Below are 20,395 nucleotides of genomic sequence, written 5' to 3'. Positions count from 1 at the left end.
GGCCGCGGTCAGGACGCCTTCTTCGACCGGTCCCGGTCGACCGACGGGTCGGGCGCGCCGCCGCGCTCGAGGCGCCGGGTGTCGTCGGAGGCCTTCCGGGACTCCTCCTTGGCGCGGACCGCATACATGTCGACGTACTCCTGGCCGGAGAGCCGCATGATCTCGTACATGATCTCGTCGGTGATCGACCGCAGGATGTAGCGGTCGTTCTCCATCCCCTCGTAGCGGGAGAAGTCCAGCGGCTTGCCGAAGCGCACCAACGGACGGGTGATCGTGCCGAACTTCTTGCCGGGGGGCGCCACCACGTCGGTTCCGACGACCGCCACCGGGATCACCGGCGCGCCGGACTCCAGGGCGAGCCGGGCCACCCCGGTCTTGCCCCGGTAGAGGCGCCCGTCGTGGGACCGCGTCCCCTCGGGGTAGATCCCGAAGAGGTCGCCCTGGGCGAGGATCCTCTTGGCCGACTTCAGCGCACCCTCCGCGGCGTTCGCTCCGCTGCGGTCGATCGGGACCTGGCCGGACCCGCTGAAGAACTGCTTCTGGAACCAGCCCTTGATGCCCGGTGAGTTGAAGTACTCCGCCTTGGCCACGAAGGTCACGCGACGCGGCAGCGTCAGCGGCATGAACAGCCAGTCGGCGTAGGAGAGGTGGTTGCTGGCCAGGATCGCCGGCCCCTCGGACGGGACGTTCTCCAGCCCCGAGACCTCCGGGCGGAAGACGACACGGAGGAGGGGGCCGAGGGCGATCCGCTTCAGGAACCAGTAGAGCACGACGCGAGCCTAGCCCCTGGAAAACCCCTGGTGCAGAATGCGCCCATGTCGATCGACCCGCGGGCCCGTCCGCTCTCGCTGCCGGCCCGCCCCGAGGCCACCGGCGGGCGTCGGGTGGGGGTCCTGCTGAGCCACGGCTTCACCGGCTCCCCGGCCTCGATCAGGCCCTGGGGCGAGGCGCTGGCCCAGCACGGGTACGCCGTCGAGGTGCCGCGGCTGCCCGGTCACGGGACGTCGTGGCGGGATCTCGACGCCACCGGCTGGGACGACTGGTACGGCGAGATCGAGCGCACGTTCCTCCGGCTCTCACGCACCTGCGACGCCGTGGTGGTCGGCGGGCTCTCGATGGGCGGGACCCTGGCGCTGCGGCTCGCGGCGGAGCACGGCGACGCGGTGGCGGGACTGGTGCTGGTCAACCCGGCGGTGCACTCCACCCGCAAGGACCTGCTCGCCCTGCCCCTGCTCAAGCACCTGGTCGGCTCGGTGCCGGGGCTGGCCGACGACATCCGCAAGCCCGGCGTCACCGAGCACGGCTACGTCCGCACCCCGCTCGGGGCGCTGCACTCCCTCACCCGGCAGTGGCGAGCGCTGAGGGCCGACCTTCCGCGGGTGACGAGCCCGCTGCTCCTGCTCCGGTCCGCGGAGGACCACGTGGTCGACCCGTCGTCGGCGCGGATCATCGCCCGCGAGGTCTCCAGCCGGGAGCTGACCGAGCGGGTGCTGCCCGACAGCTACCACGTCGCCACGCTCGACCACGACGCCGAGACGATCTGCGCGGAGTCCGCGGCATTCGTCTCCCGGGTCACCGCCGAGGGCCTCCCGCAGGGGTCACGGGCTAGCCTCGAGACGTGAGCGGACGGGACGACGACGAGCGCTGGCGCTCCATCGTCGACAACTACGGGGAGCGTGCCCGGCTGGACGACGACGGCTCCGTCGCGCCGCCGTACGTCGAGGAGCCCGAGCAGCTCGAGCAGCCCACCCCGTTCCAGGAGCACGACCACGTCCCGGAGCCGGACCCGGACATGGAGGAGCGCGAGGCCGCGAGCGAGGCCGAGGACCGGTTCGTCCCCCCGCCGCCCGCTCCCCTGCCCCGGACCACCCCGCTGCGCCTCGCTGCCTGGACCGGCGTGCTCGGAGCCCCGCTGGCGATGCTCGTGCTCGCCGTCCTCGGGCTGGGCCCGCCGACCTGGCTGGTCCTGACGATCTGCTTCGCATTCGTGACCGGATTCGTCTACCTGATCTCGACCATGGGCCGCGAGCCGCGGGACCCGTGGGACGACGGCGCGGTGGTCTGAGGCACGGCACGCTCCGGGTCCCTCGATCCTCGCCGGCGTTCACTAGAGTCGGCACGGTGAGCGTGAGTGAGAACGTGGAAGTGACCGGGCACCTGATGGACAGCGGGGTGCTCTCCGAGATCCTGGACGACATCCGGGAGTACGAGGGCGACTGGGTGATCAACGGCATCGACGTGGGCCGGGAGGCGACGGACACCTCCACCGCGACCATCACGGTGACCGCCGAGGACGACGAGGCCCTGCAGCGCCTGCTCATGCGCCTGCAGACGCGGGGCGTCAACATGGTCGACCCGGGCGAGGCGTCGGTCTCCGAGTGCCGCCGTGACGGCGTGTTCCCCGACGGCTTCTACTCCACCACCAACCTGCCCACCCGGGTCCGCCTCGAGGGGGTCTGGCACGAGGTGGAGAACCCGGAGATGGACTGCGGGCTGGTGGTGCTCGGCGGCACGGAGAAGACCCGCCTGGTGACCATGCCGATGTCCGACGTCCGCAGCGGGATGCAGGTCGTCTGCGGCGCGGCCGGCATCCGGGTGACGGTGCCGGTGGTGACCAAGGACGACGAGCACTTCGGCTTCATGGAGTCCGACGTCTCGTCCGAGAAGCCCCAGGCCGTCCTGGTCCGCCAGGTGGCCGACGGGATGCGCGAGGCCAAGGCAGCCGGGAAGAAGGTGCTCTGGGTGGGCGGCCCGGGCGTCGTGCACACCGGTGCGGCGCCGGCCATGGTGGCGATGGTGCAGGCCGGCTTCGTGGACGTGCTCTTCGCCGGGAACGCCCTGGCCACCCACGACATCGAGGCCAGCCTCTACGGGACCAGCCTCGGCGTCGACCTGGCGCACGGCCGAGGGGTCAAGCACGGCCACGAGCACCACATCCGGGCCCTGAACACCATCCGCAAGGAGGGGTCGATCGCCGCCGCGGTCGAGAACGGGGTGGTCACCGGAGGGATCATGCACGCGCTGGTCACCACCGGGAAGAGCTTCGTGCTGGTCGGGTCCGTGCGCGACGACGGACCCCTGCCCGACGTCTACACCGACGTGCTGGAGGGCCAGCGCGCCATGCGGGCCGAGCTGCCGGACGTGGGCTTCTGCCTGATGGTCGCCACCATGCTGCACTCCGTGGCGACCGGGAACATCCTGCCCGCCTCCATCCCCCTGGTCTGCGTCGACATCAACCCCGCCACGGTGACCAAGCTGGCCGACCGCGGCTCCTCCCAGGCCCGGGGCATCGTGACCGACGTGGGGCTCTTCCTGGAGCAGCTGGCGCTCGAGCTGGTGCCTGGGTACCGCCGGGACTGAAGAGCGCGTCCGGTCAGGCGCCGGAGGCGGCAGCACGGGCCAGCAGCGCCGCGCCGACCAGTCCGGCCTCCGGCCCGAGCAGGGCCGTGACGACCGGAGGCGCCGTCCGGTGGCCGCGACCCACCAGCTGCGCTCCCAGCTCGCGCCGGGCCGGTGCGAGCACGGCCTCCCCGGCCGCCGCCAGCCCCCCGCCGACCACCACGCACTCGGGGTCGAGCGCCGCGACCAGGTTGGACAGGCCCAGGCCCAGCCAGCGCCCGACCTCCTCGAGCACCTCCTGGGCGAGGGGGTCGCCGCGGTCGGCCGCCTCGGTCACCATCGGCCCGGTCAGCTGGTCGGGGTCACCGCCGGTGCGCTCCTGGAGCACGGGGCCCCGGCGCTCCCAGGAGGCCCTGACCCCGCGGAGCAGGGCCGGGCCGGAGGCGTACTGCTCCCAGCACCCCCGACCACCGCACTCGCAGACCGCGCCACCGGGCTGGACCTTCATGTGTCCTACCTCGCCGGCCATGCCGCCGGCACCGCGCAGCACCGTGCCACCGACCGCGATGCCGCCACCGATGCCGGTGCCGAGGGTGACCAGCACAGCGGAGCCGGCCCCGTGGGCCGCCCCCAGCTCGGACTCGGCCACCGCCGCGCACGTCGCGTCGTTCTCCAGCAGGACCGACGTACCCCAGCGTTCCGTGAGCCGGCTCCGCACCGGGTCGTCCCGCCACGGCAGGTGCGGAGCGAACCGGACCCGCTCGCCGTCGGCGTCCACGAAGCCCGCGGCGGCGATGCCCACCCCGGCGACCGGGGCGCCCGCCGCCACCGCGGCCACCGCGTCGCTCAGCGCGTCCTCGACCTCGGCCACCGTGGCCTGCCGCCCCGGTGAGGCCAGCCGCGCCGTGCGCAGGACCGTCCCCTCGGGTCCGACCACGCCCGCGAGCACCTTGGTCCCCCCGATGTCCACCCCGATCCACACCGGCGAGCTCACGAGGTGCCGGTGTCCTTGTCCTCGGGCCGGTCCTCGGGCCGGTCCTCGGGCCAGTCCTCCCCCAGGTCGATGTGCTCGACCCGGCTCGGTCCGGTCGCCGGTCCGGTCGACGGCCCGGCCTGCTGCGCGGCGAGCAGCGAGGTGGCGGCGGAGAGCAGGTGGGTGGCGGCAGAGGCGAGGTGGCCCTTCACCTCGGGACTGACGCTGCGCGCCGCCTGGACGGCGCGGCAGACCGGGCAGACCTGGCACTCGGGCGCGCCCGTAGCCAGGTGCTCGTCGGCCTCGCGCCAGGAGTCGGCCACGTGCTCGGCGGCATCCTCGAGTCCGTGTCCCAGGTCGGCGCCGTGCTCACGGACCCACCCCGCCAGCGACCCCAGGAGCCGTACCGTCTCCTCCCCCAGGGTGCCGACCTCCTCGGCACCGCCCTCGTCCTGCCCGGTGTGGTTCATGTGACCTTCTCCTCGAAGCGGACCTGCAGGTTGCCACCCTCCACCCTGGCGCCGGCCAGCGGCAGGGCGTGCACGGCGCTGGGCAGCGACAGCACCCGGCGGTAGGAGCCGACGGTGACCAGGAGGTCGTCCCCTCGTCTGGCCAGCTCGACCTCCTTTGGCCCCACCAGCGGGAGCCGCACGGTCATCACCAGGTGGGCTCCGGAGCGCTCGACCCGGAAGGGCGCCCTCCCGGCGGGTGGTGCCACCGGATCCTGCCCGGCATAGAGGTCGAGCGCCATCGCGGCGACCGCCTGCTCCCCCACCGGCTCCTCGGCCCGGTACGCCGCGCGCCAGACCGGGAGCCCGTCGAACGAGCGCTCCAGGTCCCGGAGCACCTCGGCCTGGGCCCGCACCCACCCCTCGCGCCACTCATCACCCTCGGCGCCCGGGAAGACCCGGTTGGCCACGACGCCGTCCACGGCGTAGCCGAGCAGGGAGAGCGTCGTCCAGGAGCGGCGGGCCTCCGCGAGCACGACGCGCTCGGGGGTCAGCACGAGCCGCACGCTGGCGCCGGGACCGGTCAGCAGCTCCCGGACCTCTCCCAGCTCGCGCAGCAGGTCCTCCACGGCTCCGAAGACGGGGTCGCCTGGCATCGGGACCCCCGCGGCCCGGCCGAGCACCGGACCCAGGGTCCGCACCATCCGTCGCTGCACCGGGAAGACCCGGGTCATGTACCACCCCAGCGCCTCGGGCAGTGCGAGCAGTCGCAGGGTCTCCGCCGTGGGCGCGCAGTCCACGACGATCACGTCCCACTGCCCCTGCCGGGCCTGGGCCCGCAGCTCGAGCAGCGCGAGCACCTCCTCCGCGCCGGGCAGGACGGTGAGCTCCTCGGCGGCGACCGGGTCCACCCCGGCCACGTCCAGCACCCCCCGGAGGTACTCCTGGATCTGGGCCCACGACTGCTCGAAGCGCCGCTGGGCGTCGACCTGCGCGACGAAGAGCCGCTCCGCGACCTCGGTAGGCTCCGGTCCCGCCGGTACGCCGTACACGTCACCGAGGGAGTGGGCGGCGTCCGTGGAGAGCACCAGGGTGCGGCGCCCGGACCGGGCAGCCGCCGCGGCCGTCCCGGCCGCGACCGTGGACTTGCCGACGCCGCCCTTGCCGGTGAAGAGCAGGACTCTCAAGGTCAGAGCGACTCGACGCGCTTCTTGAGCCCCTTCAGCGCGGTGTCGATGAGGATCTTCTCGCCCTTGCGCTTGAGCATGCCGATGACCGGGATGGAGACGTCCAGGGCCAGGCGGTACGTCACCTCGGTGGTGCCGTCGCCACGGTCCTTGAGCAGGTAGGCGCCGTCGAGGGCGCGCAGCATCTTCCCCTCCACGAGCGTCCAGGTGACGGCCTCGTCGCCGTCCCACTCGTACGCCAGGGTGTACTCGTCCTTGATCGGCGAGACGTCGAGGGAGAAGAAGACCTTGTCCGCCCGCCCCTGGGAGCCGGCGTCCAGGACCTCGACCTTGCGCATCCCCTTGGCCCACGCGGGGTAGGCCTCGAAGTCGGCGATGACGTCCATCACGGCGCGCGGCTCGGCGTCGATGACGATCGAGGACGTGGTCTGCTCGGCCATCCCTGCCTCCACTGGGTCTTCGCCGGTCGGCACGACCGACTCACGGGTCAAGGCTGCGACCCTACCGGATCATCCGGCCGCCGGACCCGGCGGTAACCTGCGCTCTGAATCCCCGATCCAGGAGGCACCTGACTTGCGTGAGTTCTCCTCGCCGCTGACCACCGATCTGCCGACCAGCGGCAACCTCACCGACGACATCGTCCGCAACGCCCGAGAAGCCGGGGACTCGGTGGCGTTCCGGCGCAACACCCCCGAGGGATGGGTCGACGTCACCGCGGGGGAGTTCCTCGCCCAGGTGCGCGGCGTCGCGAAAGGACTCGTCGCCGCGGGGATCGAGATCGGCGACCGCGTCGCCCTGATCTCCAAGACCCGCTACGAGTGGACGCTCCTGGACTACGCGATCTGGTTCGCCGGTGCCGTCACGGTGCCGGTCTACGAGACCTCCTCGGCCGACCAGGTTCGCCAGATCCTCGGCGACTCCGGCGCCCGCGCCGTGGTCGGCGAGGGCCCCGAGCACGTGGCGAAGGTCAGCAGCGCCCGCGCGGGACTCGAGGAGCTCCACCACGTGTGGTCGATCGAGGACCGCGCGATCGAGGTGCTGACCGGGCTGGGCCACGACGTCGACGACGACGAGCTGGAGCGGCGTCGTACGAACGCGGGACCGGACACCGTCGCGACCCTGATCTACACCTCCGGCACCACCGGCGTGCCCAAGGGCTGCATGCTCACGCACGGCAACTTCATGTTCGAGCTGGGGGTGGCCACCGACGAGCTCGACGAGCTCTTCGCCGAGGGCGCCTCGACGCTGCTCTTCCTCCCGCTGGCCCACGTCTTCGCGCGGATCATCCAGATCGGGTCCGTGAAGCGCCGCGTGGTGCTCGGCCACAGCGCCGACATCAAGAACCTCGTGGCCGACCTCCAGGTCTTCCGCCCCACCTTCATCCTCGCCGTTCCCCGGGTCTTCGAGAAGGTCTTCAACACCGCCTCGCAGAACGCCGCGGTGGACGGCAAGGGCAAGATCTTCAACCGGGCGGCCGAGGTGGCCATCGCCTGGTCGCGCGCCCGCGACCGCGGTCGCATCCCGGTGGCTCTGCGACTCCAGCACGCGCTCTTCTCCAAGCTGGTCTACCGCAAGCTGGAGGCCGCGCTGGGCGGACAGTGCCGGCACGCCGTCTCCGGCGGTGCACCCCTGGGAGAGCGGCTCGGCCACTTCTACCGGGGCATCGGCCTGACCATCCTGGAGGGCTACGGGCTCACCGAGACCACCGCCGCGCTGACGGTCAACGTGCCGCAGGCGCACAAGGTCGGCTCGGTCGGCCGTCCGTTCGGTGGCACCACCGTGCGGGTCGCCGACGACGGCGAGCTGATCTTCAAGGGCGGGCAGGTCTTCAGCGGCTACTGGAACAACCCGGAGGCGACGGCCGAGGTGCTCGACGCCGAGGGCTGGTTCCACACCGGCGACGTCGGGGAGATCGACGACGAGGGATTCGTCCGGATCACCGGCCGCAAGAAGGAGATCCTGGTGACCGCCGGCGGCAAGAACGTGGCCCCCGCGGTGCTCGAGGACCGGCTCCGCGCGCACCTGCTGATCGACCAGTGCATCGTGGTCGGCGACGGCCAGCCCTACATCGGCGCCCTGGTCACCCTGGACCCCGAGACGGTGCCCGGCTGGGCGGAGGCTCGCGGCAAGAAGGGGACGCTCGAGCAGCTCGCCTCGGACGAGGACCTGCACGCCGAGATCGACGCCGCCATCGAGGAGGCCAACAAGGCCGTCTCCCGCGCCGAGTCCATCCGCAAGTACCGCATCCTGACGGCCTCCTGGACCGAGGAGGGCGGGCAGCTGACCCCCAGTCTGAAGCTGAAGCGGAGCGTGGTCATGCGGGAGTTCCGTGACGAGGTCGAGGCCCTCTACCTTCCTTGACCAAAACGCGAACAAGACCCGGTACAGACCACTAGCGTTCGATCCGAAGTTCTCGCCACGCCCGTCTTGCGACTTGGGCATGGTGTGACGCATTGGACAGGAACGCAGTACCGGGGGCGATGAGCCTCGGTCTGCTCAAGACCGGAGGCTCAACCCATGGATCGACGCAAGCTCCTGCTCGTCGTGGCCGTCGTCGTGGCGCTGTTCGGCACCGCCCTCGTCTACCTCTACGTGGAGAGCGCGGACAACCGGGCGGCGGAGCAGTACGACACGGTCGAGGTGCTGACCGCGGTCAGCCCGATCGTGACCGGCGAGACGATCGCTGACGCCGCCAACGGCGGCAAGATCCAGCGTCAGAGCCTGCCCCGCAACACCGTCCTCCCCTCGGCGGTGACCACGATCGACTCACTCGAGGGGCTGGCGGCCAACACCAACATCTACCCGGGCGAGCAGATCGTGCCGGAGAAGTTCGGCGGCGTGGGCGAGTCCTCGGCCCTCCCGATCCCCAACGGCAAGCTCGCGGTCTCGGTGCAGCTCACCGACACCGCCCGGGTCTCCGGCTTCGTCTCGGCCGGCTCGGACGTGGCGGTCTGGCTGAACGGGACCGGGCCGGAGGGCCAGCCCTTCACCCGGCTGCTGCTGCCCGAGGTGAAGGTGCTCGCGGCCGGATCGACCACCCTGGTCTCCACCACCTCCACCGACCAGACGGGGGCGGAGACGACCGAGCAGCTCCCCCGGACCCTGCTGACGCTCGCGGTCGACCAGCCCCAGGCCGAGAAGCTCATGTTCGCCGCCACCAACGGCGAGCTCTCCTTCGGGCTCCGCACCGGCACGACCAAGATCGCGCCCAACCCGGGCACGAACCTCCAGAACCTCTTCAGCTAGGCGACCCACGATGCCGATCCTTCTCGACGCGGACCCAGCCAAGGCTGCGGCGCTGCTGACCGTGCTCCCGGCGGGCACGCAGGTGGCGGACAGCCAGGAACGGCTCTTCGGCTGGCTGCAGCTGCACACCGACGAGTACGCCGTGGTGCTCGGACCCAGCCTCGGAGTCCCCGAGGCGATGGCGATCGCGGACCGGATGCGGACCGCCCTGCCCACCGCGAGCGTCGTCCTGGTGCGCGACTCGGTGGACACCGACGTCCTGACCCAGGCCATGCACGCCGGTGTGCGCGAGGTGGTCACGGCCTCCGACCTCCCCCAGGTCAACGCCGCCCTGCAGCGGGCGCACGCCCTGTGGGCGGCCCTGCGCGGCAACGCCGCTCCGTCCTCGCGCCTGGGCCGGGTGATCACGATCTTCTCCCCCAAGGGCGGGGTCGGGAAGACCACCATGTCGGTGAACCTCGGCATCGCGCTGATGCGCGGCGGGGAGAACAAGGTGTGCGTGGTCGACCTCGACCTCGCCTTCGGCGACATCGCGATCACCCTGCAGCTCTTCCCGACGCACTCCATCGAGCACGCCATCGGCGGCGAGCAGTCGATGGACTACGCGTTCATCGAGGAGCTCATGACCCCCCACGAGAGCGGCCTGATGGTGCTGGCCGCTCCCAGCCAGCCCGACGCCCGCGAGCGGGTCACGGGCGCGCTGGTCACCCGGCTGCTGCGTACCCTCCAGGACCACTTCGACTACCTGGTGCTGGACACGGCACCCGCCTTCGACGAGCAGACGCTGACCGCGCTCGACGAGACCGACGACTGCATCATCGTCGCGACCCTGGACGTCCCCACCCTGAAGAACGTCAAGGTGGCGCTGGAGACCCTCGACGTGCTGGGCGTAGCCGAGGGTCACCGGCACCTGCTGCTCAACCGGGCCGACGAGCAGGTCGGCATCGGGGCGGACAAGGTCGAGGGCATCCTCGGCATGGACGTCGCGGCCCAGGTGGCCACCTCGCTGGACATCGCCAAGGCCACCAACGCGGGCCGGCCGTTGATGCTCTCCTCCCCCTCGCACCCCTCCTCGAGGGCGGTCCGCGCCCTGGCCGAGAAGCTGATGGGCCACGAGACCCCGATGTCCTCGCCGCTCGCCGCACCCAAGGGCAAGTCCTCCAAGGCGTCCAGGGCTCCCAAGCTCGAGATGCCCGCCCCCGTGGCTCCCACCCCCGCACCCACCGAGAAGCGCGAAGAGGGCCAGAAGCGCTTCCGCATCAGCAGGAGATGACGAGATGAGCAACCTCTCCGAGCGCCTGGCCGCCCGGCGTCGCGCCGAGGAGGCCGCCGCCGCCGCCGGCCTGCTCACCCCCGACCTCACCGCCCAGGTGCCGGTCGAGGCACCCACCCAGCAGATCCGGACCGAGGAGCCGCCGCTGGCTCCCGCTTCCCCTGCGGCGGGTGCCTCCGACTCCCCGCTCAACGACCGCCGTACCCCCGGACCCGACGTGGCCGTGGGACGGCGGGCCCAGCCCACCAACACCGATCGCATCGAGGAGCTCAAGGCCTCGGTGCACGCCGAGCTGCTGCGGCAGCTCGGGCCGCAGCTCTACGACTCCAACCTGGAGCAGAGCGAGCTGGACCAGAAGGTCCGTGGCGCTCTCGCGGACGTGCTCAAGCGGAGCGACCGGCCGATCAGCGCGGCAGACCGCCAGCAGATCACCAGCGAGATCAGCGACGACATCCTCGGGTACGGGCCGATCGAGCCCTACCTGCGCGACCCGGAGGTCTCCGAGGTCATGGTCAACGGCGCGCACAGCATCTGGCTGGAGCGCAAGGGCCGGCTGGTCGCGGCGGACGCGATCTTCCAGGACGAGGCGCACCTGCGCCGGACCATCGACAAGATCGTCTCCCGGATCGGCCGACGCGTCGACGAGTCCAGCCCGATGGTGGACGCGCGGCTGCCCGACGGCAGCCGCGTCAACGCCGTGGTCCCGCCGCTGGCGATCGACGGCTCCGCGCTCACGATCCGCAAGTTCTCCACCGACCCGCTGACCGCCGACGACCTCGTCCGGTTCGGCTCGATCAGCCAGCGGACCAAGGAGTTCCTCGACGCCTGCGTCAAGGGGCGCCTCAACATCATCGTCTCCGGCAGCACGGGCGCCGGGAAGACCACCACCCTGAACGTCCTGTCGTCGTTCATCCCGACCGACGAGCGGATCGTGACGATCGAGGACGCCGCCGAGCTCCAGCTGAAGCAGGAGCACGTGGTGCGGCTGGAGTCCCGGCCGTCCAACATCGAGGGCAAGGGTGCGGTGACAATCCGCGACCTGGTGAAGAACAGCCTGCGCATGCGTCCCGACCGGATCATCGTCGGTGAGGTCCGTGACGCCTCGGCCCTCGACATGCTCCAGGCGATGAACACCGGTCACGACGGCTCCATCTGCACCGTCCACTCCAACGGCCCCCGCGACACGCTCTCCCGCATGGAGACCCTGGTGCTGATGGCCGGGATGGACCTGCCGATCCGGGCGATCCGGGAGCAGGTGGCCTCCGCCGTGGACTTGATCGTGCACCAGACCCGGTTCAAGGACGGTTCCCGGCACATCACCCATGTCACCGAGGTGGAGCGGATGGAGGGCGACATCATCACCCTGCAGGACGTCTTCCTCTACGACCACTCCGCCGGCTTCGACGCCGAGGGACGCACCCTCGGCGGCCTCAAGGCCACGGGCCTGCGACCGAAGTTCCTGGAGAAGATGGCCTACAACAACGTGCAGGTCGACCCGCTGATCTTCGCCCCGGAGCGGTTCTGATGCGCCGCCTGACCCGGCTGGCCGCCGCACTCGGCGTCGCCGGCCTGCTGTCGCTGCCCGTCGCCGCCCACGCCCAGGACGACGCCGCCATCACCCACGTCCAGACCACCGAGACCGGGGTGCAGGTGCTCGTCACCGTCCCTCCGGGCGCGGAGGTCGACCTGGCGGGGGTGCAGCTGAGCGTCGACGGCACAGCCACGACCGCCACGGCCGAGCCGGCCGGCGGCACGTCCGTCGAGCGCACCACGGTGCTGGTCATCGACACCAGCAAGTCGATGGACGGCGAACGGTTCGTAGCAGCCAAGGCCGCGGCCGACGCCTACCTCACCTCGGTGCCCGCCGACGTCAAGGTCGGCCTGGTCACCTTCGACCGCGAGGTGGTCACCGCCGTCGAGCCGACCACCGACCGGGAGAGCGCCCGGGCCGCGCTGGAGTCGCTGACCCTGGCGCGCCAGACCCGGTTGTACGAGGGCGTGATGGGTGCCGCCGAGCTCGCCGGGACCTCCGGGCAGCGCAGCCTGCTCGTGCTCTCCGACGGAGCGGACACCAGCAAGACCCCGCTCAGCGACGCGATCGGCGCGATCTCCACCTCCGGCGTCCTGGTCGACGTCGTCGCCCTCGAGCAGGACGGGGACCTCGGTCCCCTCACCCAGCTGAGCACCGCGGGGAACGGCGAGGTGATCAGCGCCGAGATCGACGCGCTCACCGCAGCGTTCTCCGAGGAGGCGGAGATCCTCGCCCGGCAGGTGCTGATCAGCGCCGACCTGCCCGACGAGGTCGGCGCCGAGGGCACCGTCGCGGTGACCCTGCCCACCGACGCCGGGAGCCTCAGTGCCGAGGTCTTCGCCCCCGTACGCAAGGCCGGCATGCAGGCCGCCGAGGTCACCCTGCCGTCGGCCGACCGCGGGCTGCTCCTCCCCTCGTGGGGCAAGTGGGCGGCCGTCGCGCTGATCGGCGTGGGCTTGCTGGTCTTCCTCGGCGCACTGCTCACCGGCATGGCCAAGCGCGAGCTGACCGCCGAGGAGCGGGTCGCCATGTACGCCGGCCTGGCCACCGGCCCGGCCCCCCAGCAGGCCAAGGGCGCTCGCGGCTCCGACGAGACCTTCGCCCAGTTCCGCGGCGCGGCCGACTCGGTGTTGAAGCGGAACAAGTCGCTCGAGGAGCGGATCGCCGGCAAGCTCGAGGCTGCCGACAGCGGGTTCCGGTCCTCGGAGTGGCTGCTGCTGCACGTGGGCATCATCGTGGGCGCCGGTCTGGTGGGTGCCCTCCTCAGCGGAGGCAACCTCGTCGTCGGCCTGCTCTTCATCGCCCTCGGCACCGTGGTCCCGTGGCTCTACCTGGGGAGGGCGCGGAAGAAGCGGGTGAAGAAGTTCAACGCTGCTCTTCCCGACACCCTGCAGCTGATGTCCGGCTCCTTGTCCGCCGGCCTCTCCCTGGCGCAGTCGGTCGACACCATCGTCCGCGAGGGCACCGAGCCGATCGCCAGCGAGTTCAAGCGGGTGCTGGTCGAGACGCGGCTCGGCGTCTCGCTCGAAGATGCCATGCAGGGCATCGCCGACCGGTTCGACAGCAAGGACTTCGACTGGGTCGTCATGGCCATCAAGATCCAGCGTCAGGTCGGCGGAAACCTGGCGGAGCTGCTGGACACCGTCGCCGGCACGATCCGCGAGCGCGAGTACATGCGCCGCCAGGTGCAGGCACTCGCCGCCGAGGGCAAGATCTCGGCGTACGTCCTCGGCGGTCTGCCGCCGGTCTTCCTGCTCTACCTCGTGCTGACCAGCTACGACTACGTGAGCGTCCTCTTCGCCGAGCCCCTGGGCTGGCTGATGCTGGGCGGCGCCGCCGTGATGCTCGGAGTCGGCGCCTTCTGGATGAGTCGACTCGTGAAGGTGGAAGTCTGATGACGATCTATCTCTTGCTCGGCCTGCTGATGGTCACGCTGTCCATCGTCCTGGTCGCCATGGCCACCGCGGCCCCCACCAAGGAAGCCGGGCTGAGCCGCTCGCTGGCCGCCCTGCAGTCCATGGGCGACGTGCCGAAAGAGCTCACGGCCGAGCTTGACCGCCCGTTCGCGGAGCGAGTGCTGGCTCCCTTCCAGGGGCGGGCCCTGACCATCGGTCGCCGCTTCACGGGCGCGGACAGCACCGAGCGGACCTACCGCAAGCTCGAGCTGGCGGGGAACCCGACCGGATGGACCGTGGACCGGGTCGTCGCCCTGAAGGTCATCGGGGCCGTGGCCGGGCTGGGCGCGGCGTTCCTCTTCTCGTTCATGCTCAGCCTCGGGCTCATGGGCAAGGTCGTCTTCGTGGCACTGGGAGCCGTCGCCGGCTACTTCGGGCCGAACATGTTCCTCTACCAGAAGGCCCACGACCGGCAGAACGAGATCGGCCGGGGGTTGGCCGACGCGATCGACCTGCTCACCATCAGCGTCGAGTCGGGACTCGCCTTCGACGCCGCCGTCCAGCAGGTGGCCAGGAACACCGACGGACCGCTCGCCGAGGAGTTCTCCCGCGTCCTGAGGGAGATGCAGATCGGCACTGGTCGGGGCGACGCCCTGCGGGCGTTGGCGGACCGGACGAACCTCGACGACCTGCGCAGCTTCGTCAGCGCCCTGGTGCAGGCGGACGCGTTCGGCATCCCGATCGCCCAGGTGCTGCGGGTCCAGTCCTCGGAGATGCGGACCAAGCGTCGGCAGAAGGCCGAGGAGAAGGCGCAGCAGGTCCCGGTGAAGATGACGGTGCCGCTCATCTTCTGCATCCTGCCGACCCTCTTCATCGTGGTGATCGGTCCCGCCGTGATCAGCATCATGGACTCCTTCGCCTGATGCGTGCGAGAGCCGAGCGCCTCCAGCACGCCGGCCTCATCGAGGGTGGTCGGGCCTTCGTCCTGCTCACCATCGCCGTGTCGGTCGCTTGGAGCCGCAGCACCAGTGGGCTGGGAGCGCTCTTCTGCCTCGCGACGCTGTGGGTGCTCGCCAGCTGGCTGCTCCGCTCCCCGATCCCGCTGTGGCTCCTGTGCCTGGTCGAAGCAGTCCTGGTCGCCACCATCGCCGCCGGGTTCACCTTCAGCGCGCCGGGCATCCTCGCGGCCCTGGCCGTGCCCCCCTTCACGCACGCGCTGCTGCGCGGGTTCCGAGGGGTGGCTGAGGCGCTGGGCGTCCAGATCACCACGTTCGCGCTCGTCGTCCTCGCCTCGGGTCCCGTCCTCAGCTCGTCCCAGATCGCTGACGTCTTCACCTGGTTGGTCACCGGACTCGGGATCGGCCTGGTGACGAGCTTCTTCGTCGGAGCCGCCGCCCAGGACGAAGGGACCGCGGCGTACCGCGAGGCCCGGGTGCTGATCGCGGACCTGAACGAGCTTTCCTCCAAGCTCGAAGGAGGACTCGACCCCACGAGCATGGGCGGGGCCATCCTGGAAGAGGTCACCCAGGAGATCCCGGCGGAGACAGTGGTCCTGCACGTGCGCCGGAACGGCGTGCTCCTCCCCCTGGTGAGCCGGTCGTCCCAGGAGGAGCCCGACCCCGCGGAGATCGACGAGCTGGCGCAGGCGATCTGGGAGGACGAGAAGCCCCGGGTCCTGGCCCGGGACTTCGGCTTCCCGGTGTACACGTCCGGCTCGGTCATCGCGGTAGTGACCGGCCGGCTCGCACCCGACTCCAGCGCGAGCCCCGCCACGGTCCTGGGCCAGCTGGAGAAGCTCGCCGACCGGTTGACTCCGGCCGCTCTGCGCCTGGACACCGCGCAGCTGTTCACCGCTTTCCGGGACGCGGCGATGTCCGACGAGAGGCGTCGGCTGGCACGGGAGATGCACGACGGAGTCGCCCAGGACATCGCCTCGATGGGCTACGTGGTGGACGCGTTGCTCTCCACGGCCCCGGGACCCGCCGAGGAGAAGGCGCTGCTCCAGCTGCGCCGGATGATCACCACGGTGGTCGCCGAGGTACGCCGCTCGGTGATGACCTTGCGCACCCAGGCGGGCTCGAGCGAGAGCCTGGGCGCGGCGATCGCGACCCTGGCCCGGCACCTGAGCGACGTCTCCGGCATCCCGATCAAGGTGACGGTGGACGAACGGACCAGCCGCCTGCGGCACGAGGTGGAGGCCGAGCTCCTGCGGATCGCGCAGGAGGCGATGAACAACGCGGTCAAGCACTCCCGGGCCACGCTGATCGACGTGCACTGCCGGGTCCAGGCGCCGAGCGCGCAGATCGTGGTCAGCGACGACGGTGGCGGGCTGCAGGGCGGGCGTCGTGACTCGCACGGCCTCTCGATCATGAAGGAGCGGGCCGCCCTGATCGGCGGCGTGCTCGAGGTGCGTTCCAGTCCGGCCCGCGGCACTGTCGTCTCGGTCCGGGTCGGGGCGCCGCTGGAGAGCTCCACCATCCAACCCGCGTTCACCGACCACAGGAGTGCGAAGGTCTCATGACCAGCGACGTCGACGACCCCACCCCCACCCCGGTCCTGCTCGTGGACGACCACGAGCTCATCCGAGCCGGGCTGGCCACTGCCTTCTCGCTGGACCCGAGCACCGAGGTGATCGACCAGGCCGGGTCCGTGGCCCAGGCGCTGCAGCTCTTCGCGCAGCACCGCCCCAAGGTCGTGGTCACCGACCTGCAGCTGCCTGACGGCACAGGTCTGGACATCGTGCGGGCGGTGCGCAAGGAGGCTCCGGAGACCGGTCTGGTGGTGCTGACCATGCACTCGGGTGACGAGCAGATCTTCGCCGCCATGGAGGCCGGCGCCTCCGCCTTCGTCGGCAAGGACGCGCCGTCGACGGAGGTGGTCAAGGCGGCCAAGCACGCAGCCGTCTCCCCGAGGACCTTCCTGTGTGCCAGCCTCTCCGCCGCGATGATCCGGCGGATGAGCGGGGAGACCTCGCGACTGTCGGACCGCGAGCAGGAGGTCCTGGTCCTGCTCGCGGACGGCCTGGGGGCCGGGCAGATCGCCAGCCGGCTCTACATGAGCGAGTCCACGGCGAAGTCGCACATCGCCCGGATCTACCAGAAGCTGGGCGCCACCAACCGGGCGCAGGCGCTGGTCACGGCGATGCGCAGCGGGCTGCTGTCGACCATGAACCCCACGGGTATCTGATCCCTCCCCCGGACACGCGTCCGAGTAGTCCTTTGTGACTACGAGAGCGTGCCCGGTCCGCCGATCTCGCGCGGCCGCGAACTCGCAGAGGATGAGGTCAACCGATCAGGCGGAATGCCTGCCGGACCAACACTCCCAGAGCATTCTCCGAAAGGATCACCACCATGATTCAGTACCTCACCATCCTGCTCGAGGCCAAGAAGTCCAAGATGGACGAGCGCGGCGCCTCCGCCGTCGAGTACGGCCTGCTGGTCGCCGGCATCGCCGCCATCATCGTGATCGCCGTCTTCGCGTTCGGTGGCCTGGTGTCGGGCATCTTCAATGACACCTCCAAGGCCATCAGCAACAAGGGTGGCACCAACTGATCTCGTGCTCGTGACGACGGCGCGGCCCTGGTGAACGGGGCCGCGCCGTTGTCGTCAGGGGAACCAGTCAGCAAGAGGCTCAGTCAAGGAGACTTCATGTACCTGCTCATGCTCCTCCGCCCTCTCCTCCGTGCCCGCTCGGAGCGCGGCGCCTCCTCCGTCGAGTACGGCCTGCTGGTCGCTGGCATCGCGGCTCTCATGGTCGCCGCGGTCTTCCTCTTCGGCGGCTCTGTTCTGGCACTCTTCGACGACTCGTGCGAGAGCCTGAAGACCGTCATCCTCCAGGCGGAGTGCACCCCCTAACGCCCCCCGCGCCCGGCTACCGGGCCAGCGCGACCCGCACCAGCACGCCTGGGTGGCTGCCCCACCACCACGACGACCAGACCGGCGGCGTCGGATCGCTCAGCGACCTGACCGCGAGTTGGCGCTGCAGCTCCACGAAGCTCTCCGGGTCACCGGTCGAGGCCAGAGCCTCCACGTCCGCCCGCAGCTCGAGCCGGCGGCTGATCGCGTTCTGCGCCGGCGCCACCAGCTGCATGCCCAGCACCAGCACCACGACCAACGCCGGCACGGCCCGCACGTCGCTGATCCGCAGCCTGCCGCGTGCCGGCCACAGCAGTCCGAGCAGCCCGACGCCGGCACCCACCCCGGCCACTCCCAGCGCCGTCCCCGTGAGGACGTCACCGTGCCGCGCGTGCGCCAGCTCGTGCGCCACGACCGCCATCACCTGATCCTGGGGCACCTGGTCGACGAGGTTGTCGTAGAGGACCACGCGACGGGTGCCGCCCAGACCCGAGACCCAGGCGTTCAGCGTGGTGGTCCGCCGGGAGGCGTCGGCCACCACGACGTCGTCGATCGAGACGCCCTGCTCCGCCGCGACCTCCGTGACCGCCGAGCGCAGCTCGCCCTCCGGCAGCGGCTCGAACGTGTTGAAGAGCGGCTCCACGACCACGGGGTAGATCAGCGAGGCACCCGCCACCAGAGCGCCGAGCGTCGTGGCCGCGAGCGCGGGCCACCACACGGGCCACCGGCGGGCGAACGCGACGACCAGCAGGACCACGAGCGCGACCGTGCCCGTCTCGACCGCCTCGGACCTGCCCAGGTCGATCAGCCACGTCGACCAGTCCTGCGTGGAGAGGCCGTTCTCGCGTCGCAACCGCCAGGCACCCACCGCGAAGGGCAGGGTCAGCAGCCGAACCGCGAGCAGCACCAGGCACACGCCCAGGTAGGTCTGGCACCACCACGGCCCGGGCAGGCGAGCGACGCCGCGACGTACGGCGGGGACCAACGCGGCACCCACCAGGAGGATCAGCGTGAGGGCGAGCGAGCTCCAGCTCCAGGCGCGGGCCCGAGCAGAGTACGCCTCGGCACGGTCGATCTCCGCGGCCGAGAAGAGAGTGCTCGGATCGACCGGGTCAGGAACCCCTCCCGGCACCGGCTGCCACGGGACCAGCTGCCAGGCCAGGACGTCGAACGCGATCCCGGAGACGACCAGGACGCACCCCGCGACGAGGCGGGAGGAGGACGGCGAGGGCACGCCTCGATCCTGTCAGGCCCTTGAGGGGCTGGCGATCAGCCCCGCTGGTCAGCCCGGCCGGACGGCGCCGACGTAAGGCATCGAGAACACGCTGTCCACCTTGACCCCGGCCCCTGGGTTGGCGGCGTGCACGATCAGTCCGTTGCCGATGTACATCCCGACGTGGCTGATCGGGCTGTAGTAGAAGACCAGGTCGCCAGGCTGCAAGTCGTCCTGCGAGACGCGCGTGCCCGAGCTGAACTGGGCGCTGGAAGAGTGCGGAAGACCGACGCCGGCGGCACCCCAGGCCACCATGGTCAGGCCGGAGCAGTCCCAGGCGCTCGGACCGGCCGCGCCGTAGACGTAGGCGTCACCGACCTGGGCCATCGCGGTCTTGACGGCGATCGCTGCGCGGCCGGAGGCGGGGACGCTTGCCGGCAGGCGCGTGCTGCCCGCGCTGCGGGAGGCCAGCAGACGCTCGCGCTCCTCGGCCTCGAGCCGACCCAGCAGGCGCTTGGCCTCGGCGAGCTTGGCCTCGACCTCGTCCTTGCGCTCGGAGAGCTCCTCGGTGGTCTCCTGGATCTCCGCGTGACGTTCGCGGGTGGCCTCCCGGCGGATGTCCAGGGCCTCGGCCTCGGTGCTGAACGTGTCGAACAGGTCGCTCTGCAGGTCGTTGAAGGCCGACATCGTGGAGAGCTGGCCCAGGAAGGCACTCGGGTCCTCGGAGACGACGACCTGGCCGACGGTCGAGATCCCCTCGCCCTGGTACTGCCGGACGATCGACTCCTGGACCTGCTCGCGCACGGTCTCCAGGCGTGCGTCCTGGCGCTTCTCGTCAGCCTTGAGCGACGACAGGTCCTCCGTCAGCGCCTCGAGCTTGAGGTTGGCCTCGTGGTAGCTCTCCTGAGCCTGCTCCGCCTCGTGGTAGAGCCGGTCGACCTTGGCCTGGACGTCGTCGATGTCCGGCTCGGCCTGCACCGGCGCGGCCACGAACCCGGTCACGGCGATCGCCGTCAGGGCGACGCCGATCCTGCTGAGTCGCTTACGGTCGAGGCTCACGAGCCGCGGGTCTCCTCTGCTCGGGGGTACTGAGAAGGCCCCCCGCCGGAGGCCCTGCGACAGGCTAGTCGCGATCGAGGAGGGCGTCCAAAACTCCGGTGGATCGGGACCGGAATTACGCAGATTCGATGACGGGCGCGGAGACCGGGTGCACCATCCGCAACGGGGGCACCAGCCCGCCGGCGGCCAGCGCCTCGAGCGCAGCCGTCTCGTCGTCCTCGAAGGTCAGCTCCGGCGGCGGTCCCAGCAGCACCGTCACCACGCAGTCGTGGCAGGCCAGCCCGCGCACCACGCAGGTGTCGCAATCGATTCTCGTGGTCATGGCGCAGAGCCAAGCACCGGCCTCCGACAGGACCCGTCCACACGCGCCCAGCGA

At 71.1% G+C, this 20,395-nt stretch carries 21 protein-coding genes; 13 read left to right on the top strand and 8 right to left on the bottom strand.

Annotated features, from left to right (window positions below):
* Positions 1-8: 8 nt before the first annotated feature.
* On the bottom strand, positions 9-770 hold the full coding sequence (locus H8838_RS08095) for a lysophospholipid acyltransferase family protein (RefSeq protein WP_185994908.1): 762 nt from the start codon (positions 768-770) through the stop codon (positions 9-11).
* A 45-nt stretch (positions 771-815) separates the two neighbouring features.
* Between H8838_RS08095 and H8838_RS08090 the strand changes: the two genes are divergently transcribed.
* Genes H8838_RS08090 through H8838_RS08080 form a run of 3 tightly spaced genes read left to right on the top strand, consistent with a single transcriptional unit; the run spans position 816 to position 3,360 of the window.
* Positions 816-1,622, top strand: coding sequence for an alpha/beta hydrolase (locus tag H8838_RS08090; protein ID WP_185994909.1), 807 nt, complete (start codon positions 816-818; stop codon positions 1,620-1,622).
* Positions 1,619-2,065 carry a hypothetical protein gene (locus H8838_RS08085; RefSeq protein WP_185994910.1) on the top strand — a complete coding sequence of 149 codons (447 nt, stop codon included), beginning with the start codon at positions 1,619-1,621 and terminating at the stop codon, positions 2,063-2,065. The genes H8838_RS08090 and H8838_RS08085 overlap by 4 nt, the downstream gene beginning before the upstream one ends.
* Positions 2,066-2,121: 56 nt before the next feature.
* Positions 2,122-3,360 carry an ornithine cyclodeaminase gene (locus tag H8838_RS08080; protein ID WP_185994911.1) on the top strand — a complete coding sequence of 413 codons (1,239 nt, stop codon included), beginning with the start codon at positions 2,122-2,124 and terminating at the stop codon, positions 3,358-3,360.
* 13 nt (positions 3,361-3,373) lie between these two features.
* On the opposite strand, the gene H8838_RS08075 is transcribed toward H8838_RS08080, so the two are convergent.
* Genes H8838_RS08075 through H8838_RS08060 form a run of 4 tightly spaced genes read right to left on the bottom strand, consistent with a single transcriptional unit; the run spans position 3,374 to position 6,388 of the window.
* Positions 3,374-4,333, bottom strand: a complete 960-nt coding sequence (locus tag H8838_RS08075; RefSeq protein WP_185994912.1) for an ROK family protein — start codon at positions 4,331-4,333, stop codon at positions 3,374-3,376.
* The gene (locus H8838_RS08070) at positions 4,330-4,782 is read right to left on the bottom strand and encodes a hypothetical protein (protein WP_185994913.1); all 453 of its coding nucleotides are present in this window, start codon (positions 4,780-4,782) and stop codon (positions 4,330-4,332) included. The genes H8838_RS08075 and H8838_RS08070 overlap by 4 nt, the downstream gene beginning before the upstream one ends.
* Positions 4,779-5,948, bottom strand: coding sequence for an ArsA family ATPase (locus H8838_RS08065; RefSeq protein ID WP_185994914.1), 1,170 nt, complete (start codon positions 5,946-5,948; stop codon positions 4,779-4,781). Before H8838_RS08065 ends, H8838_RS08070 begins: the two co-directional genes overlap by 4 nt.
* Before the next feature lie 2 nt (positions 5,949-5,950).
* Positions 5,951-6,388, bottom strand: a complete 438-nt coding sequence (locus H8838_RS08060) for an SRPBCC family protein (RefSeq protein ID WP_181310609.1) — start codon at positions 6,386-6,388, stop codon at positions 5,951-5,953.
* A 133-nt stretch (positions 6,389-6,521) separates the two neighbouring features.
* Between H8838_RS08060 and H8838_RS08055 the strand changes: the two genes are divergently transcribed.
* The 10 genes from H8838_RS08055 to H8838_RS08010 all read left to right on the top strand — a co-directional run bounded on the left by H8838_RS08055 (position 6,522) and on the right by H8838_RS08010 (position 17,747).
* Complete coding sequence (locus tag H8838_RS08055; RefSeq protein WP_185994915.1) at positions 6,522-8,309, top strand: AMP-dependent synthetase/ligase; 1,788 nt, start codon at positions 6,522-6,524, stop codon at positions 8,307-8,309.
* Positions 8,310-8,465: 156 nt separating this feature from the next.
* Complete coding sequence (gene cpaB, locus H8838_RS08050) at positions 8,466-9,194, top strand: Flp pilus assembly protein CpaB (protein ID WP_185994916.1); 729 nt, start codon at positions 8,466-8,468, stop codon at positions 9,192-9,194.
* A 10-nt stretch (positions 9,195-9,204) separates the two neighbouring features.
* Positions 9,205-10,467, top strand: coding sequence for an AAA family ATPase (locus H8838_RS08045; RefSeq protein WP_185994917.1), 1,263 nt, complete (start codon positions 9,205-9,207; stop codon positions 10,465-10,467).
* Positions 10,468-10,471: 4 nt separating this feature from the next.
* Entirely contained in the window at positions 10,472-11,992 is a 1,521-nt protein-coding gene (locus tag H8838_RS08040; protein WP_181310605.1) for a CpaF family protein, read from the top strand.
* Positions 11,992-13,893 (top strand): type II secretion system F family protein, encoded by a 1,902-nt coding sequence (locus H8838_RS08035; protein ID WP_185994918.1) that lies wholly within the window; start codon positions 11,992-11,994, stop codon positions 13,891-13,893. Before H8838_RS08040 ends, H8838_RS08035 begins: the two co-directional genes overlap by 1 nt.
* Positions 13,893-14,816 (top strand): type II secretion system F family protein, encoded by a 924-nt coding sequence (locus tag H8838_RS08030; protein WP_185994919.1) that lies wholly within the window; start codon positions 13,893-13,895, stop codon positions 14,814-14,816. Before H8838_RS08035 ends, H8838_RS08030 begins: the two co-directional genes overlap by 1 nt.
* Positions 14,816-16,414 carry a sensor histidine kinase gene (locus H8838_RS08025; RefSeq protein ID WP_185994920.1) on the top strand — a complete coding sequence of 533 codons (1,599 nt, stop codon included), beginning with the start codon at positions 14,816-14,818 and terminating at the stop codon, positions 16,412-16,414. Before H8838_RS08030 ends, H8838_RS08025 begins: the two co-directional genes overlap by 1 nt.
* Positions 16,411-17,079 (top strand): response regulator transcription factor, encoded by a 669-nt coding sequence (locus H8838_RS08020; RefSeq protein WP_185994921.1) that lies wholly within the window; start codon positions 16,411-16,413, stop codon positions 17,077-17,079. Before H8838_RS08025 ends, H8838_RS08020 begins: the two co-directional genes overlap by 4 nt.
* Positions 17,080-17,243: 164 nt before the next feature.
* Positions 17,244-17,444 (top strand): Flp family type IVb pilin, encoded by a 201-nt coding sequence (locus tag H8838_RS08015; RefSeq protein ID WP_185994922.1) that lies wholly within the window; start codon positions 17,244-17,246, stop codon positions 17,442-17,444.
* A gap of 96 nt (positions 17,445-17,540) precedes the next feature.
* A complete protein-coding gene (locus tag H8838_RS08010; RefSeq protein WP_224766464.1) occupies positions 17,541-17,747 on the top strand; it encodes a Flp family type IVb pilin in 207 nt (68 codons plus the stop codon).
* Between the two features lie 16 nt (positions 17,748-17,763).
* Here H8838_RS08010 and H8838_RS08005 read toward each other — a convergent pair whose 3' ends face one another.
* The 3 genes from H8838_RS08005 to H8838_RS07995 form a co-directional block, all read right to left on the bottom strand.
* Positions 17,764-18,981, bottom strand: a complete 1,218-nt coding sequence (locus H8838_RS08005) for a M48 family metalloprotease (RefSeq protein WP_185994923.1) — start codon at positions 18,979-18,981, stop codon at positions 17,764-17,766.
* Positions 18,982-19,029: 48 nt separating this feature from the next.
* A complete protein-coding gene (locus tag H8838_RS08000; RefSeq protein WP_185994924.1) occupies positions 19,030-20,019 on the bottom strand; it encodes a C40 family peptidase in 990 nt (329 codons plus the stop codon).
* A gap of 115 nt (positions 20,020-20,134) precedes the next feature.
* Complete coding sequence (locus H8838_RS07995) at positions 20,135-20,341, bottom strand: hypothetical protein (protein WP_181310597.1); 207 nt, start codon at positions 20,339-20,341, stop codon at positions 20,135-20,137.
* Positions 20,342-20,395: the final 54 nt, after the last annotated feature.

Origin of the sequence: Nocardioides campestrisoli, assembly GCF_013624435.2 — a bacterium.
GTDB lineage: Bacteria > Actinomycetota > Actinomycetes > Propionibacteriales > Nocardioidaceae > Nocardioides > Nocardioides campestrisoli.
Note: the sequence above shows the minus strand (reverse complement) of the source record. Positions and strands in the feature narration are given on the sequence as shown.

Bases quoted from the DNA above. Each gene is read 5' to 3' on its own strand.
- H8838_RS08045 (WP_185994917.1), top strand. From the start codon at position 9,205: ATGCCGATCCTTCTCGACGCGGACCCAGCCAAGGCTGCGGCGCTGCTG.
- H8838_RS08020 (WP_185994921.1), top strand. From the start codon at position 16,411: ATGACCAGCGACGTCGACGACCCCACCCCCACCCCGGTCCTGCTCGTG.
- H8838_RS08030 (WP_185994919.1), top strand. From the start codon at position 13,893: ATGACGATCTATCTCTTGCTCGGCCTGCTGATGGTCACGCTGTCCATC.
- H8838_RS08025 (WP_185994920.1), top strand. From the start codon at position 14,816: ATGCGTGCGAGAGCCGAGCGCCTCCAGCACGCCGGCCTCATCGAGGGT.
- H8838_RS08010 (WP_224766464.1), top strand. From the start codon at position 17,541: ATGTACCTGCTCATGCTCCTCCGCCCTCTCCTCCGTGCCCGCTCGGAG.
- H8838_RS07995 (WP_181310597.1), bottom strand. From the start codon at position 20,341: ATGACCACGAGAATCGATTGCGACACCTGCGTGGTGCGCGGGCTGGCC.
- H8838_RS08035 (WP_185994918.1), top strand. From the start codon at position 11,992: ATGCGCCGCCTGACCCGGCTGGCCGCCGCACTCGGCGTCGCCGGCCTG.
- H8838_RS08060 (WP_181310609.1), bottom strand. From the start codon at position 6,388: ATGGCCGAGCAGACCACGTCCTCGATCGTCATCGACGCCGAGCCGCGC.
- cpaB (WP_185994916.1), top strand. From the start codon at position 8,466: ATGGATCGACGCAAGCTCCTGCTCGTCGTGGCCGTCGTCGTGGCGCTG.
- H8838_RS08015 (WP_185994922.1), top strand. From the start codon at position 17,244: ATGATTCAGTACCTCACCATCCTGCTCGAGGCCAAGAAGTCCAAGATG.
- H8838_RS08070 (WP_185994913.1), bottom strand. From the start codon at position 4,782: ATGAACCACACCGGGCAGGACGAGGGCGGTGCCGAGGAGGTCGGCACC.
- H8838_RS08040 (WP_181310605.1), top strand. From the start codon at position 10,472: ATGAGCAACCTCTCCGAGCGCCTGGCCGCCCGGCGTCGCGCCGAGGAG.
- H8838_RS08090 (WP_185994909.1), top strand. From the start codon at position 816: ATGTCGATCGACCCGCGGGCCCGTCCGCTCTCGCTGCCGGCCCGCCCC.